This is a genomic window from Coprobacter tertius (assembly GCF_024330105.1).
GTDB lineage: Bacteria > Bacteroidota > Bacteroidia > Bacteroidales > Coprobacteraceae > Coprobacter > Coprobacter tertius.
In genome coordinates, this window is sequence record NZ_JANDHW010000001.1 from 463,470 (window position 1) to 479,518 (window position 16,049).

Genomic DNA, 16,049 nt, shown 5'->3' on the forward strand with positions numbered 1-16,049 from the left:
ATTATTTTATTTTTACTTTGTTTGAGAAATGTTTTCGCAATGCGTTTGCGGAAACATTCATGATGAGTACGATAATAATGAGTACGAGAGCCGTTCCGAAGGCGATGGGTTGTTGTGCTTCTATATTGGTTCCACTGGTGGAAATCACATAGAGGTGATAAGGAAGCGCCATACATTGGTCGAAAATGTTCTTGGGCAATTGCGGCAGGAAAAAGGCCGCACAGGTAAATAATATCGGGGCGGTTTCTCCCGATACGCGTCCCAATGAAAGAATCAGTCCTGTGATAATACGAGGCATCCCCATCGGCAGAATTACATGCCATATCGTTTGTAGCCGAGTTGCACCCAAAGCTCTACTTCCTTCGCGGTAACTATCGGGAATATCTTTAAGTGCCTCTTCGGTAGTGCGTATAACGATAGGGATACTTAACAGCCCCAGGGTAAGGGATCCCGCTAAAATACTGTCTCCAAACCCCAGGTAATTTACAAAAAGGGCCATTCCGAAAAGGCCGAATACGATCGAGGGAATACCGCTCATATTATTAGTCATCATCCGGATAAAATTTACGAGACGGCCTTTAGGTGCGTATTCGTTCATATAAATGCCGCTCATGATGCCTATCGGGAAAGCAAAAACAGCACTTCCAATCATCAGGTAAAAAGTCCCTACGATAGCAGGCCAAATACCTCCTGAAGTCATTCCGTCTTTGGGCGGTTGGGTAAGAAAATCCCAACTGATGACGCCCGCACCTTTGATAATGATAAAACCTAAAATACCGAATAAAACAGCGGCTATTCCATATGTGAAAAGACGAAATATAAAAAATATTACTTTTTGAGAACGTCTTTTGCGCTCGTTATAATCTGTGGGGAACAAAGTTCTGTCCATTATTATCTCGATTTATTTTTCGAAGAAATGTGTTCTACACTCATGTTTATCGCCATTGTAATAAAAAACAGGATGACTCCCAGCAAAAACAATGCTTCGTAATGGGCGCCTCCTGCAGGAGCCTCGCCGAGTTCAGCAGCTATTGTCGCAGGGATAGTTCTCAGGGGCTCGAGTATTGTTGTCGGTATGACTGCAGCGTTGCCGGTAACCATGAGTACTGCCATTGTTTCGCCTACGGCCCTACCTATGCCCAGAACGATTCCGGAGGTAATTCCGGAAGTAGAATGCGGAATTACTACCCGGTAAATCGTTTGCCAGTGAGATGCTCCCAGAGCCAAACTGGCTTCTCTCATCGAACGGGGACAACTACGCATGGCATCTTCCGAAACGGTGATAATTGTTGGTAAAGCCATAAGAGCTAAGATGATGCTGCCTGATAATCCAGTTTCTCCTACGGGTAAATTGAAAACTTTTTGGATGAAAGGAACGACAACAATAAGTCCGAAAAAACCAAATACTACCGATGGTATTCCGTTCAGTAATTCGATTATGGGTTTTAGTGTTTCTCTTACCTTATTCCCTGCTACTTCCGATAAATATACCGACACACATAATCCGAATGGAAGAGCCAGAAGTATTGCAAAAAAACTTACCCACAATGTGCCGGCAACAAGCGGCAGAATCCCAAAAAGTGGAGCAGGCGTTGCAGTCGGGTACCATTCGGTACCGGCAAATACCTCTTTAAAAGGAATGGAATTATCTTCTATAAAATGGAGACCGGAGTTTGGAGATAATAACGAAGACGGAACAAAAGCGATCATACCCGGGGTCTTTTTAACCAATTCTTCTATTTTTTTTCCGGCATACTGATATTCGTTTCCCAAATCTTTTTCGTTGAAGTAACGATCGATGTCTTCCAGTCTGAAAACAACTATGGGAGTATTATTCCCTCCTACTTGTTTCCAATTAGTGATTTCTTCATCAAAAATATTCTTTATTTGATCTGCGTTCAGTTCATTTACATTGTTCTGGGGATTCAATGCCAGTACATAGCCTTCTTCGATTACCTTTTGCCTGAATAATCCCGAAGCTTCACTAAACAGGAAAACCGTAATGAGTAATATAACGGTACTGGTTATAAAACCACTACAGGTAAATATTCCTTCTATAATTTTTGTAAAGACTTTTTTCATAGGCTGTTTTTTAATGTTACAAAGTACGTAAACCGACATTAAGATGCTGTGTAAATTTTATGAAGGTCGCGTTACGGTTATATTTCATTCCGATTACATGTTTCTATAAATTATCGGTCGTTACAATAAGGTAATAGGAACGTAAACGATTTGTAATATTTTAATCCGTTATTTGCCGTTGAAAAAATAAATGAATGTGAATAAGCTAATTTTTATCTTACTGTTTTTCTTATCGTTCGATTTTGTACGGGCGCAACGTATCAAAGGAAGCGATACGGTACTTCCTCTTACGCAGCAGATTGCTGAAAGATATATGCGGGAATATCCTGACCGTAGCGTAACCGTTACCGGAGGAGGTACGGGAGTCGGTTTATCTTCGATTTATGACCATACGACCGATATTGCTATGGCATCGAGACAAATTAAATTCGGAGAGCGTCTTAAGTTAAAAAAGGCCAGACAGGAGATACGGGAAGTCGAAGTTGCCTATGATGCGCTTGCTGTTATTGTGCATCCGTCTAATCCAGTGAACAGATTAACAAGAGAACAGCTTGACGGTATATTTCGTGGAAAGATTACTAACTGGAAACAAGTGGGAGGAGAAGACCGGCGTATTGTCGTTTATTCTCGTGAGACTTCTTCGGGAACTTATGAATTTTTTAAAGAAAGTGTATTGGGGAATAAGAATTATATGAGCAGCATACTTTCTATGCCTGCTACGGGTGCGATTATACAGTCTGTCAGGCAGACTCGGGGAGCTATAGGCTATGTGGGGCTGGCGTATCTTAACCGTTATGTAAAACCGATTGCGGTGTCGTATGATAGAATCCATTTTTATACGCCTTCTCTTGAAAATGCGATTCGGGGTAAATATCCTATTGTAAGGCCGTTATATTATTATTATAATCAGGCCGATTCTGCTAAAGTATTACCGTTTATAGAATATATATTGTCTCCCAAAGGACAGGAAATGGTAAAGAAAAATGGGTTTGTACCATTGATTTAAGGTTAGTTTTCAGGCATTTTTTCAGTGTAAATACGGCAGGATAATATTACCCTGCCGTATTTACACTGAAAAAATAAGAATTTAAGTTCATTCAATAACGGTATGTCAGTCCTAAAGAAGGAGCGAATGCATGTGTTTTATAATGTCCTTCGAATTTAAGGCCGGTTCGAGGATCGGTATATGCACCGTCTCTGCCAAGACCTTGAATATAGAGGAATGCAAAATCTACCGATAAAGATTTTATCGGTCTAAAACTGAATCCGGCCGATAGGCCGATTTTATCCATTCCCGGAGTTTCGGGATTATAATAATCTTTCTGAATCGGGCTTTGGTCATAATACAATCCCCCTCTGATGTCGAAACGGTTAGTAAGTGCATATTCCGCTCCGAGACGGTAAGCTGCTGCATTTTTGTAGTTTTTGGGTGCGTAAATGTCTTCTATTTTTAAAGCGGATTCGTTGAAATGTATTGTCAGGTCTTTGTAACTTTTCCAAAATACGATTTGTGCTTCGGCCGATAATGTCAGTCGAGGATTCGGTTTCCAGGCCACCCCTATATTCAAGTTAGCCGGTAACGGCATTTCTGCGCGGAAGGTACCTTCTGACAATGGTGGAATAATGGGAGATCCTCCTGCTCCTACAATAATTCGGTTTATAGTTTCGACGGCTTGTTTTATTTCATCTGATCCGAATTGCAGATCGGCTGTTCCCGATTTTACTTTTAGTTTTACTTCCGAACGATAAGATACCCCTACCGACCATTGTTCATTAATATCGTACAATAATCCTACATTGAATCCGATTCCGGTTTTGGATTTACCCTGTAATGTTGCTGAAATTGGAGCAATGTCGTTATATGCCTGATAATTGGGGAGGAAAGTACCGATATTAGGTATCGACGAAAGAGAGCCTACCGGCATGAGGGCTCGAGAAAGTTCTACTTTACCTAATGCGATTTCGAGTCCGGCTCCGATACTAAGATTAGGTAAAATCTTGAAGGCGAACGTGGGTTGAATCATGTAAGCTCTCAGTGAAATATCCTGTACAAGATGCGCTCCACTCCAGTTTTTGCCCCAGTTGAGTCCACTACCGTAAGGAGTAGTAAAACTTATACCGGCCGTCATAAAATCGTAAACCTTGAACCCTGCGTAAGCATAAATGGGGGTACTCGGGTTATTGTCTGTTCTTTCTGTTAATCCGGTTCCGTTATTTTTGAAGCTCGCTTTTGAGAAAATGGCCGAAGCTCCGGCCGAAATATCGATACTTTTATCGAGAAAGGCCATTCCGGCAGGATTGAAGTGCATACTTTCAGCTCCGAGTTTTAGGGCGGCGCCAACATGTCCCATCCCGGTTTGACGGGTACTTTGCATGTTTACCTGATATCCTTCGGCCATACTGTTCGATACGAAAACCGAGGCGAGGATAAGAGTTGTGATTTTTTTCATTATTTGTTTGTTAAGTGAACGATCCTGTTTAAAATATAGGGATCAAAAATTCCGGCAAAGATAGTTATAATTGAAATAGTTTCATGTATAATTAATAAAAACAATCCGAATGATTCACTTTTATTCCGTAATTAACGCCGGTTATAGGTAAAAGGTTCGGCTGTAAAAACATTGTTTTTTTATTTTTTGTCACGAAGGATATCGCTAATTGACTGAAAATAAAAAATTAGTAGGTAAAAGATTTGGAGAAAATAAAACTAACTTGTAATTTTGTGGCCTTGTTTCGTGTAGGGTAGTAGAAGCGGGCCGAAGAAAAGGCTCCACCCGCCGAAGGTAACCTGTATAATAAAATAACAGATGTACGTAATTGTAGACATTCAGGGACAGCAGTTCAAAGCCGAAGCAGGCAAAAGATTGTATGTTCATCGTTTAGCCGCAGACCAGGGTGCTGCAGTCGAGTTCGACAAAGTATTGCTGGTTGATAACGACGGGACGGTAAAGGTAGGCGCTCCTGTAGTGGAAGGTGCCAAGGTAGTATGTGAAGTACTTTCACATTTAAAAGGCGAAAGAATTATCGTTTTCAAGAAAAAAAGAAGAAAAGGATATCGTAAACGTAACGGTCATCGTCAGTGCTTTACCGAAGTGTTAATTAAAGAGATTGTTGCTTAACCCTATTAAAATTCAAAGAAAATGGCACATAAGAAAGGTGTCGGTAGTTCCAAGAACGGCCGTGAATCAGAAAGTAAGCGATTAGGCATTAAGGTATTCGGCGGACAATTTGCTAAAGCCGGCAATATAATCGTTCGTCAAAGAGGTACTGTTCATCATCCGGGTGAAAACGTAGGTATCGGTAAAGATCATACTTTGTTTGCATTAGTAAACGGGGTTGTGGTATTCCGCAAAAAAAGAGATAACCGCTCATACGTTTCGGTAGAACCGCAGCAAAACTAATTCGCGTTTACGGGCAGGGTAAACCTGTCTGTTGAACAGAAAGAAAAAACGAAGGCGCATATTCCTGAATTTAAAGGGATTGCGCCTTTTGTTGTAGACTGAAGATATCTTATAGTAACTGTAATGAAAGAAAAGAAGCGTTTATTATTTGTTTGCCTCGGAAATATATGCCGTTCTCCGGCTGCAGAAGGAATTATGGAGCATCTAGTAAAAGAGGCCCGATTAGAAGATTCTTTTGAAATTGATTCTGCGGGAACCTACGGGGGGCATGCGGGGGATTTACCCGATTCACGTATGAGGGCACATGCATCACGGCGTGGATATCGACTTGCCAGTCGTTCCCGTCAGATTACGACAGATGATTTTTATGATAACGATCTTATATTGGCGATGGATGATTCGAATTACGATCGTTTGAGGAGTCTTGCTCCCGATCCGGAATCAGTGGCTAAAATATGTCGTATGACCGATTATTGCCGGTATTTACAGGTCGATCATGTTCCCGATCCTTATTATTCGGGAAGTGAGGGCTTCGAGCAAGTTCTCGATATTTTAGAAGATGCTTGTCGTGGATTGTTAGAAGAGTTGGAGGAAGAAGAAAATAAAAAGTAAATTTCGTTTTATAAAACGAGTCTTATAAATAGGTTGCGAGCCGCTAAACTCTTCTGTTTAGCGGCTCGTTTTTTTGCAATTATAAGAAATATGTCTGAAATAAATTAAAAGTTATAGAGGCGATATTTTAAATGTAGTACTGCGACTTACATATCCTCCGATAATTCCAATCCCGTTTTCTATATTAGAATATATTTGTACCGGTTCTACCAAATCATCTGAATTTTCCGAATTAGCGTTCATGCTTTGTAGATATAGATAAGCTTCGGGAGTAAGTTGCATCACCATTGCCGTAATACGAGGAAGCCATCTATCGCCGTTCACATCGGTAAACGGATATACTTTTTTACAGTTTACAGTGACGGTATAACCTTTCCCTATAAAAGAACGGTTAGAAAATATAGAGTATTTATTGCTATCTACGCCGTCTTTATCGTTTTCGTTTATTTCATTGAAATGCCGATTCTCATCAAAAACGGGCTCTTTTGAGAAATCTTCGTCGATGGGGTAAGTTTCAGTATAGTTGGTATAACCGGCGAGGGCGACTTCTCCTTTTAGAATAATCCGATAATATTTTGTGCCGTCTCCGTTATCGGGGATATGTATCTTAAACTGCAGTCTTTCTTCAGAGGCTTTATAATAAGTTATCGTATCTATTTTTATGACGGGTATTTCGGCGGGAATTCGGCTTATCCCTGTAACCGGAGTGTATCCGGGGGCTTCAGCGGTCAGTTTTATCCTATCTCCGTAATTTACATGAATGTCGGATACGAAAATAGGATCTCCCGTATCGATCTTTTCTGCCGTTCCAGAGTATACATCATTTACATATACGTTTACGATAGCTCCCGCTACATTGTCGTCTTTTAATATATTCGGTGCTGGATAACTGGAGCTAAGTTCAGCTTTGATGTTTTTGCCGGGTTCGATAAAAGAAATAAGTACCAGTTTTGGGGGTTCGTTAATTCCTTCCAAATAATCTCCCAGATTGATCTCACAAGAGTAGAAAGATAGGGAAATAATGAATGCAGATAGTATGATTATTTTTCTTTTCATCGTATCATTTTTTAAAAGGTGAAAGTATAGGAGAATCCTGGTATTATCGGGAAAATACAAGTACCTTTTATAATGGGTTTTATTACATCGGTATTTTTTTGCGCTTCTACGTTTACGTAAACCGGATTGAGTTTATTATATGCATTGTAAATATAGATACTCCAGGTTGCTATTCCTCTTTTTTTCTTTTTGTGGAAATTACAACTCAGATCGAGCCGGTGGTAATTGGGTAACTGATAATTATTGCGGCTGCTGATGTAAGGAATATTCGATTGATGTGTATTGACGATTTCTCCGGGTAAAACTCCTGAAGTCGAAAAGTACTCGGTGGGAACAGTCAGACGTGAACCGGAGTGGAAAACCCACGATGCGCTGATATCGAATCGCTCGCTGAATTTGTGCATCATTACGATATTTATGGCATGACGACAGTCATAGCGATCGGGGTATACCTGCCCGTAATTTATTTCTCCTCCGGGAAACTGTCTGTTGCTCCATGAAAGAGTATAACCGATCCAGCCGGTGGTTTTTCCAAGGGTTTTCTGAAGCATAAATTCTGCTCCATACGCTTTTCCGTTTCCCATGGCTACTTTGTTTTCCCAATTCGAAAATTTTGAAAAAAATGAAGCTCCGTTAGTATATTCTATCAAATTATGCATTACTTTATAATACCCTTCTACCGAAAATTCCCATCCTTTGAAAGGTCGATAATATATGCCACCTGAGACTTGTCTCGATGTCATCGGACGGATTTTTCGGGTTACAGGAACCCAAAGGTCATTGGGCATATTAATGTATGAATAGGATAATAAATGGATATATTGTTTCATCTCGGCGTAAGAAGCCTTAAGCGATATTTTGTTATTGATCAGATATCGGGCGGAAAGACGAGGTTGCAAAGAAGTATAATTTTTACCTTGTACTCTGAACCAGGAAAAATGAAGCCCGGGATTGAATATCAGTTTTCGGGTAAGGTCTATTTCGTCTTCTGCATATAAAGACGTTTCATGACCGATGATCTGATTTACATCTCCGTGGGTTTCATTGGGTTTATTCCCATTATTTTCAGAAGATGCCGTACGGGTACGACTAACCTCGGGCTTAAAGGTATGTAGTGTGTAATTCGCTCCGAAATGTATCCGGTTGCGGTAATTCAGGTAGTAATTAAAATCGCTTTTTAGAGACCAGTCGCTGATTCCCGACTGGAAACGGCTATTAGTCTTCGCATCCCGTTCGACAGAACCGTTATATTCAAAATAGTCCTGATTATCATAAGTTGTAAGAGAGTTGTAGCGATTATAAGAAATAGAGGTATTATTATAAATACGATTGCTTATTTGGTTATTCCAATTTAATGTGGCAACTAAATTTCCCCATTTCATGACCGAATGGTCTTTATATTTTATTTTATACAAATTTGTTACATCCGTTGTCGTATTTTGAACGGTGTTGTCATAATAGAAATTATTTGATGAGTTATTTGTCGTTTTTATCGATAAAATATCGTAATTCCAGTAAAGGCTGAGTTGTAATCGGTTTCGTTCGTTGAGTTTGTGTGTGATTTTAGCATTTATATCTGTAAAATTATATCCCGAAATATTTTTTTCTTCTTTTTTCCGGTTCATGATCCACTGTGCTGGTGTTGTGATCAGGTCGAGATAAGTACGACGCGCAGAGAGAATAAAAAAAGTTTTATCTTTTACGATGGGGCCTTCGATATTGGCTTTTGCTGAAATAAGTCCTACACTTACGTTTCCGTGGTATTCTTGGCTGTTCCCATCTTTCAGGCGTATATCTGTTACCGACGATAATCTTTCGCCGTATCTGGCCGGGAAGCTTCCCTTATAAAAATCCACGTTTTTAATAGCATCGGCATTAAACGTAGAAAAGAATCCCATCATGTGGTTGGGATTATAGATAGGGGTTCCGTCGATAAGATACAGGTTCTCGTCTATATTTCCTCCCCTTACCAATAATCCGGCTGTTCCTTCTGTCCCTCCGTTTACACCCGGCAGTAACTGCAGCGTTTTTAGCAGATCGGTTTCTCCACCCATAGCAGGTAGTTTATTTACAAGAGCAGGAGAAAGAGTAAGTTTGCCGGGCTGTGCAGAAAATATTAGATCGGTAATTTTTTTATCGGTAACAACAACCTCTTTTAGCTGTGCATTAGGTTGCAACTGCCATGATAGAGTAGTATCTTTATATATTTCGACTGTTTTACGAACGGTGGCATAGCCTATATACGAGCAAATGATTTCGTTTTTCCCTTCGGGCAATACTATGCTATAAAAACCATAATTGTTAGAAGACGTTCCGTTGTGGGCCGAAGGAGAATAAAGCGAGGCATTTATCAGTATTTCTTTGGAGTTTATATCTGAAATGGTACCGCTTATTACATAATGCCGTACTGTTTTTTCTTTTTTTAATATAATATAGTTTCCTGAAAAAGAAAATGATATTCGATCTTTTTCGAATAATTTTTGTAACGTTTCTGTTAGCTTGGCATTAACTACATGTATGCTTCTTAATTCATGCTTATCGATAAGGGTCGATTCATAAGAAAATCTGTAATGAGTTTGTTTTTCTATTTCTTGCAAAATAAGCCCGATTCCGGTATGGTCGAAATGTAATGTTACATCCTTTGTATCTTTTGAGGGATTTTGGGCTGTTAATAAAAAAGGATAGAGTAAGATCCATATACAGAGATGAATTGGTTTCATATAGGTTTTTGATAGAGTTTCTATTCTGTTTTTATTAATTGTATGTCGAATGTATTTTCTATGATTTCGGTTATTTCTTGAAGAGACAGGTTCTCGAAGGTTGCCGTTAGTTCTTTGCCTCTATCGGCCGGTTTTATCGAAATATCGGAATGATAATGTGCATTTATTTCCTTTATGGCTTTATACAAAGGGGTTCCTTCGAAATGGAAAATCCCGGTTTCCCAACTTAGCCGGTTATTGAGGGTTTCGATAGTGCGGGTATCGAAAACTCCCGATTTCGGCAGGTAACGAGTAACCATATTTGAGGTGAGTAACGTATTTTTATTATGGTTTACCGATGTTACTTTTACTTTCCCCGACGTTACATATACTTCGTTTATTGTGTCAGTCGCTATTACCTGGAATTGGGTTCCCAGTACTTTAATGTCGATGAAAGGCGTGTTTATGATAAAAGGTTTAGACTTATTTTTAGTGACAGAAAAGAACGCTTTTCCATATAGCGTAACTTTTCTGGTTCTTCCGGTGAAATTTTTAGGATAAGAGAGTTGTGCGTCCCGAGCCAACACGATGACCGAATTATCGGGTAATAATACTTGTTCTTTATCCGAAATGCATGTAATCGTTATGTTTTGAGAAAAGATTTTCCCTGAAAATGAATAATAACAGAATCCTCCCATTAATATAAACAAGAAAATTGCCGCATAACGTAAGAATGTGCGGTTAAATTTATGAGGTCTTACCGGGAGTTGTTTTTTCATTTTACGGTAAGCTGCCGAAGGATCGAATGCTCCGTACCGATAGTATCGGGAAGCAAGGTCTATATTCTGTCGTAATTGTTCGAGTATATTTTTGTTTTCTTGTTTTTCGGCAAGCCATTTTTCCACTTTCTCCCGTTCGGCCGTGGAGGTTTCGTTAAACAGATATTTAGCGAGTAAAGAATTTTTCATATCGTGGTTGTTTATATTAGAGACAATGAGAAATGAAAAACCCCTATTCCTAAAATAAAAAAGTTAGCCGAAAAAGAATAAATATATTTTTACAGCTTTTTCTCGTAGCGTTTTTAATGCCTTACCCATTTGGTTTTCAACCGTTTTAACAGATATGTGCAACCGTTCGGCAATTTCGGTATATTTCAATCCGTCTTGTTTAGCCATAAGAAAAATTTTACGTCTTTCTTGTGGCAAATCGTCTATCCATTTCCAAAGTCGATTTTCTTTTTCTGCTTCAGCTATTCTTTCCGTATCATCTTCTGGCAGGTCGTGAAAGTTTTCATCGAGGGTTTCTGTCTCATAACGGAAACGTAGGTGGTTGATAGCACGATTGTGTACGGCTTTAAAAAGGTAGGGCTTTAAAAATGAGATATGTAAGTTTTCGTTTGAAAACCGTTCCCAGATATCGGTAAACGTTTGTTGTACGATGTCTTCAGCTTCTTCGTAAGAGCCGGTAATAAGTAATGTATAAAGGCAAAGAGTCCTGTAATAGGTATTAAAAGCTAATTCGAATTGTCTTATCCCCGTTTCTGCAGACATATTTAGTAATATTCGTAAAACGAGTGCAAGATAAGCAATACGGTAGATATGACTTAGATTTCTAAATCTTCTTTTGTGTAAAAAAAGAAAAAATATAAAAAAGAGAGTAAAATCATTCATTGATACACTCTCTTTTTTTATATAGATAAAGTTTATTATAACTGGTTTACATCGCTATTTAGCCGCCCATTCGAGAACAGTCGGGCTACTGACCTTTACGCCGAACTCGTTTGCTTTTTTCAATATATTCCGGGCAAGTTCCGGTTTGTCATTATCGGGGGCATATCTGAAATAGGCTTCAGCGGCCCTTACATGAGCGGCGTCGGGCATGGGGAAAGCGCGTTGTGCGGGAAGACCGAAATCCGAATTAGGTAATTCCCGTCTTTCTTCGGTGTTTAGTTTATCTGAAGAAGATTCTTTCATAATTTTCGTTTTTAATGTACTTTTTTACCTTTCACTAAAGTTTCTACTTTTTCCCGGGCTTGCTCGGGGGTTAGGAAGCCTTTTATAAATACCGGTTTTCCTGTTAATGGTATAAACATGGTCGTGGGAGAGGTACGAATGTCATATGCTTTAGCAATCTCCGGGTTACGATTTGTGAGTACTTGATAAAAATTGACATCGGGAAACTCTTTCGATAAGGGATCATATACGTCCCGTAAGCCTTTTTCGAAAAGCTGTACCGAGTCATGAAATACGATAACGGCCGGGTTTATACCTCGATATAGCCATTCTTTTTTATCGGTATAATTTGCGATATGCTCTTTAAAGCGTTCTTCAGAAAGATGTTCTAACATAGTGGTATAATTTTATATTACTTTTTGTTAGAACAAACTTATTTATCCGAAAGATTATATACTTGATTTTTTTAACGAATCTAATGATAGGAGTGAGAGAAATATAATATGATGTAATATAATTTTTAGAGTATATTTTACGGAGTTTCTCAAATATCGATTCCTGTAAATTTTTTCAGCGCAAAACCGATTACAAAACTGACAGCTGCCACACTAAAACTTAAAATAGCCATTTCTCCGAATCTTTTTCTAAAACTTTCGCTTCGTGCTACGGCATAATAATAATTAAAAAGTGCGATGATAAAAAGTGCGATACATAACATAGTGCCTAAAGCAGCCAATACGTTCCCTATAAAAATGAAAGGTGCTATTAATGCGGCTACCGTGATAATGTAGGCAATGCCTGTGTATATTGCGGCTTTTATGGGACGTTTATTTTTCCCCGCTTCTGATTTGGTCGAGAGGTATTCTGAGGATGCCATCGATAAGGCAGCGGCTATTCCTGTAATACCGCCGGTAAGAGCAATAAGTTTAGAGTCGTTCAAGGCAAGGGTAAATCCGGCCAAAGCCCCCGTGAATTCAACCAATGCGTCGTTCAGTCCTAAAACAACCGAACCCATATATTCGAGGCGTTCTTCTTGAATCAACGATATAAGTTCTTTTTCATGTTTTTCTTCTGCTTCGGCCAGCTCTGTCAAGTCGGCATATCCTGTATATCCCGCATAATTATTATGAGCGTTTTGTTCGCTCGATTCCATTCGCTTAATGGCAAATGTTATTCCCAATATGCGAGCCAGCCAGTAATATTTAAATATTCTCCAGCGATTGGGTTTGGGAGTGACACCAGTATATTTTTTTAGAATATGGTAATGCTTTATTTCTTCGTTGGCAATCGATAACAATACTTTTCGATTATTTTCGTCTTTCTCTATCGAAGCCAGTGTCGAATATACTCTATATTCCGTTATTTCATTTTGTTGAAATTTCAGGAGTTTTTTCCGGTTAGCGTTATCCATATGTTAATTATATAATAGTACAAATATAGCGAAATTTATCGGTAGGGGGATACAGAAATATGTGATAATTCCGGCTTGCTTTGCAAAGCGGGTATCCTTAACAGATGAAATACTGAGCCTTTGAAATAATTTTATAGTGAAAAGAGAAAATTGGTAGTAATTTGTATTCTGTGAGGGCTACGCATTTTTGAATGTGTAGAAATAGCTAGAAAGGGAATGAAAATTCAGTTAAGTTCGGTTTATTAACTCTATATGTAACCTAAACTAACCTCACGTAGACATATTTGCTTTTGTATATGTCTATGGGTTGATAGAAAACGAAGATAAAGTTCTGATGAAAATATGGATCAAAGACGGAGATTTATCTCTTTCTCTTTTGGCTGCAACACTTCATTCATGAGTAATTGAACGATATGCTTCATTAGGTAGGAAGCCGGAGACAGTTGCTAAGGAAAGCATTTTGAATACGGCCAAATACAAGGAATCATATAACAGCAGAGGGAAATGCTAATGTTTTGCATAATGAGAGCTAACGGAGATAAAAACAAAGAGGCGAATCGTGTTTTACACGGTCCGCCTCTTAAAGTACCCGGAGCGGGACTTGAACCCGCACAGCTGCAATAGCCAAAGGATTTTAAGTCCTTCGTGTCTACCATTCCACCATCCGGGCAGCATGGAGCGAAAGACGGGACTCGAACCCGCGACCCTAACCTTGGCAAGGTTATGCTCTACCAACTGAGCTACTTTCGCAATTGCGAGTGCAAATATAGAACTGTTTTTTGTTTTTACAAAAAATTACATGTGAAAAGTTGATCGTTCGCCGGCTTTTAATTGGAAATTACATATGATCCCGATGTCGGACTTCCGTAGACGACGTATTTTCGTAAAAAGTATTTGCGTTTACGGGCTTCTCCGCTAAGAGGGGAGCCGCTTCCGTTAAAAATCTCGTAGGTAGAGCCGCAAACCGGGCATTTGGCGTAAAGTTTATCGACATCTACTTCTATGCGTACGTTGGCTCGACTTTCTACCGGACAGGACAAATCGAAGGCGAGAGGTTGTCCTTCGTAATTGCTAAGTAATAATACTCCGCCGAAACCCGTACTGGAAGATACGCTGTATTGGAACCCTGTAGGTACCTGTTGGCTTTTTATGAAATTACGATGGTCGGGAAATGCGTGTACTCCGTAAATATTCCAGCGGGCGGCGTCGATGCTGATGTGCACGGGAGTGGTAGGGATACGGTTGTAGTCGTTCTTATCACAGCTGCTGAATATAAGGCAAAACAAAATGATGTACCGGAACAGGTTTGTCTTCATGATTTCAAAATTTTTTCGATCCGGGATAATTCTTCAGCGGAAAAAGGCGTACTGTCGAGTGCGTTCAAACTCGATTTCAGTTGTTCGGTGTTACGCGCTCCTACAATTACAGAAGTTACTTTATCGTTTTGCAGTAACCAAGCCAAAGCCATTTGGGAGATACTTTCGTTTCGGGTGCGGGCGATCTCTTGCAACAAAGATACGGTATGTTCGTTTTGTGGAGTAATATCGTCCTTTTTCAGATATCCGTCCGGACGATCGGCTCGAGAGCCTTTAGGTATTCCTTGTATGTATTTTCCGGTCAGAAGACCTTGCGCCAGCGGAGAAAAGGCGACAAATCCCGATCCGTTATCGGCTGCCGTTTGAAGATGTGCTTCTTCTACTCCGCGGCTTAACAGGTTATAACGGTCTTGGTAAACGATACAGGGAGTCCCTGCATTTTTTAGAAAATCGAATGCGAATAATAATTTATCGGCCGGATATTTCGATAGACCGATATAAAGAGCTTTTCCCCGGCGTACAATGTCGCAGAGAGCGGTGAGTGTTTCTTCGAGGGGCGTTTCGGGATCGTAGCGATGGCTGTAAAATATATCTACATATTCGGTTCCGAGACGTTTCAGACTCTGATCGATACTGGCCATGATGTATTTGCGTGATCCCCCGTCACCGTATGGCCCTTCCCACATACGATGCCCCGCTTTGGTGGTAATGATCATTTCGTCACGGTGAGATCCGAACTCCTGCTTCAGCATTTTTCCGAAATTTTCTTCGGCGCTTCCTGCGGGAGGACCGTAGTTATTAGCCAAGTCGAAATGCGTGATGCCGCGATCGAAGGCATAGCGGATGATTTCGAGTCCGTTTTCGTAACTATCTATGCCTCCGAAGTTATGCCAGAGGCCCAACGATACGGGAGGAAGTAAAAGTCCGCTGTCACCGCACCTGCGGTATGGCGTATTTAAATATCTGTACATATATTCAGAATATGTTTTTATGTATAATCGTTTATAACAAAGATAATGCAATCTCGGTGTAAAGTCAAGTTAATTTTCATTTTCCTTAGGTACGGTTTATCATATTTAAAGATAAGAAATAAAATCGAAAGATGAAATGCCTCGGAAAGACGAGTCGGCGCCGAGGGATCACCTGAGCAATGCGAAAAGTATGATATGCCCGGGGCGACCGTCCTTTTGTCCTCCTGAACATAAGTGAAGGATCTCCCGGGAAGTGCACCAAAGGTAAAATCGATTAAATAATTAATGTATTTTAAAATATTGCATGCTGTTTTCTATTAAAATTTAATTACTTTTGCGCTTGAGTAAACAGCTAAATGGCCGACAATTTATGAATAGCGATTGCGATTACCGCATAACAGGGAATTCCCCTTGTTTATTTACTAACGGAAATTTAAAATTATCCGTAAATTATATGTCTGAAAATTTGGAGATTCCATTTATTTTCTTAACACACACACACACACACACACACACACACAATTGTGATGTAAGCAAGCCATTATATTA

16 protein-coding genes and 2 tRNA genes are annotated in these 16,049 nt (G+C 39.7%); 4 read left to right on the plus strand and 14 right to left on the minus strand.

From position 1 onward, the window contains the following. Position 1: 1 nt before the first annotated feature. A complete protein-coding gene (gene pstA, locus NMU02_RS01845) occupies positions 2-889 on the minus strand; it encodes a phosphate ABC transporter permease PstA (RefSeq protein WP_255025418.1) in 888 nt (295 codons plus the stop codon). A gap of 2 nt (positions 890-891) precedes the next feature. Continuing rightward, on the minus strand, positions 892-2,082 hold the full coding sequence (pstC, locus tag NMU02_RS01850; RefSeq protein ID WP_255025419.1) for a phosphate ABC transporter permease subunit PstC: 1,191 nt from the start codon (positions 2,080-2,082) through the stop codon (positions 892-894). Between the two features lie 190 nt (positions 2,083-2,272). Here pstC and NMU02_RS01855 point away from each other — a divergent pair, with 190 nt between their 5' ends. Beyond that, the gene (locus tag NMU02_RS01855; RefSeq protein WP_255025421.1) at positions 2,273-3,088 is read left to right on the plus strand and encodes a PstS family phosphate ABC transporter substrate-binding protein; all 816 of its coding nucleotides are present in this window, start codon (positions 2,273-2,275) and stop codon (positions 3,086-3,088) included. 91 nt (positions 3,089-3,179) lie between these two features. On the opposite strand, the gene NMU02_RS01860 is transcribed toward NMU02_RS01855, so the two are convergent. Continuing rightward, complete coding sequence (locus NMU02_RS01860; protein WP_255025422.1) at positions 3,180-4,532, minus strand: OmpP1/FadL family transporter; 1,353 nt, start codon at positions 4,530-4,532, stop codon at positions 3,180-3,182. 357 nt (positions 4,533-4,889) lie between these two features. Between NMU02_RS01860 and rplU the strand changes: the two genes are divergently transcribed. From rplU to NMU02_RS01875, 3 genes are all read left to right on the plus strand, one after another. Further along, the gene (rplU, locus tag NMU02_RS01865; RefSeq protein ID WP_255025423.1) at positions 4,890-5,201 is read left to right on the plus strand and encodes a 50S ribosomal protein L21; all 312 of its coding nucleotides are present in this window, start codon (positions 4,890-4,892) and stop codon (positions 5,199-5,201) included. Positions 5,202-5,222: 21 nt separating this feature from the next. Next, positions 5,223-5,483: a 50S ribosomal protein L27 gene (rpmA, locus tag NMU02_RS01870; RefSeq protein ID WP_255025424.1), complete on the plus strand. Its 261-nt coding sequence runs from the start codon at positions 5,223-5,225 to the stop codon at positions 5,481-5,483. Positions 5,484-5,606: 123 nt separating this feature from the next. Beyond that, positions 5,607-6,095, plus strand: coding sequence for a low molecular weight protein-tyrosine-phosphatase (locus NMU02_RS01875; protein ID WP_255025425.1), 489 nt, complete (start codon positions 5,607-5,609; stop codon positions 6,093-6,095). Positions 6,096-6,206: 111 nt separating this feature from the next. Here the strand turns inward: NMU02_RS01875 and NMU02_RS01880 are convergent, their stop codons facing one another. From NMU02_RS01880 to NMU02_RS01930, 11 genes are all read right to left on the minus strand, one after another. After that, positions 6,207-7,151, minus strand: coding sequence for a DUF4249 domain-containing protein (locus NMU02_RS01880; protein ID WP_255025426.1), 945 nt, complete (start codon positions 7,149-7,151; stop codon positions 6,207-6,209). Between the two features lie 11 nt (positions 7,152-7,162). Next, positions 7,163-9,871 carry a TonB-dependent receptor gene (locus NMU02_RS01885; protein ID WP_255025427.1) on the minus strand — a complete coding sequence of 903 codons (2,709 nt, stop codon included), beginning with the start codon at positions 9,869-9,871 and terminating at the stop codon, positions 7,163-7,165. Between the two features lie 20 nt (positions 9,872-9,891). Continuing rightward, positions 9,892-10,818 (minus strand): FecR family protein, encoded by a 927-nt coding sequence (locus NMU02_RS01890; protein WP_255025428.1) that lies wholly within the window; start codon positions 10,816-10,818, stop codon positions 9,892-9,894. 63 nt (positions 10,819-10,881) lie between these two features. Next, a complete protein-coding gene (locus NMU02_RS01895; protein ID WP_255025429.1) occupies positions 10,882-11,400 on the minus strand; it encodes an RNA polymerase sigma-70 factor in 519 nt (172 codons plus the stop codon). Positions 11,401-11,574: 174 nt separating this feature from the next. Continuing rightward, positions 11,575-11,823 (minus strand): DUF6582 domain-containing protein, encoded by a 249-nt coding sequence (locus NMU02_RS01900; protein ID WP_255025431.1) that lies wholly within the window; start codon positions 11,821-11,823, stop codon positions 11,575-11,577. An 11-nt stretch (positions 11,824-11,834) separates the two neighbouring features. Then, positions 11,835-12,197: a YbbN family protein gene (locus tag NMU02_RS01905; RefSeq protein WP_255025432.1), complete on the minus strand. Its 363-nt coding sequence runs from the start codon at positions 12,195-12,197 to the stop codon at positions 11,835-11,837. A 149-nt stretch (positions 12,198-12,346) separates the two neighbouring features. Beyond that, positions 12,347-13,213, minus strand: a complete 867-nt coding sequence (locus NMU02_RS01910; protein ID WP_255025434.1) for a VIT1/CCC1 transporter family protein — start codon at positions 13,211-13,213, stop codon at positions 12,347-12,349. A gap of 586 nt (positions 13,214-13,799) precedes the next feature. Next, positions 13,800-13,883 (minus strand) — tRNA-Leu (locus tag NMU02_RS01915). A 4-nt stretch (positions 13,884-13,887) separates the two neighbouring features. Beyond that, positions 13,888-13,963 (minus strand) — tRNA-Gly (locus tag NMU02_RS01920). A gap of 77 nt (positions 13,964-14,040) precedes the next feature. Beyond that, positions 14,041-14,529: a hypothetical protein gene (locus tag NMU02_RS01925; protein ID WP_255025436.1), complete on the minus strand. Its 489-nt coding sequence runs from the start codon at positions 14,527-14,529 to the stop codon at positions 14,041-14,043. Continuing rightward, positions 14,526-15,500: an aldo/keto reductase gene (locus tag NMU02_RS01930; RefSeq protein WP_255025438.1), complete on the minus strand. Its 975-nt coding sequence runs from the start codon at positions 15,498-15,500 to the stop codon at positions 14,526-14,528. Before NMU02_RS01930 ends, NMU02_RS01925 begins: the two co-directional genes overlap by 4 nt. Positions 15,501-16,049 lie beyond the last annotated feature (549 nt).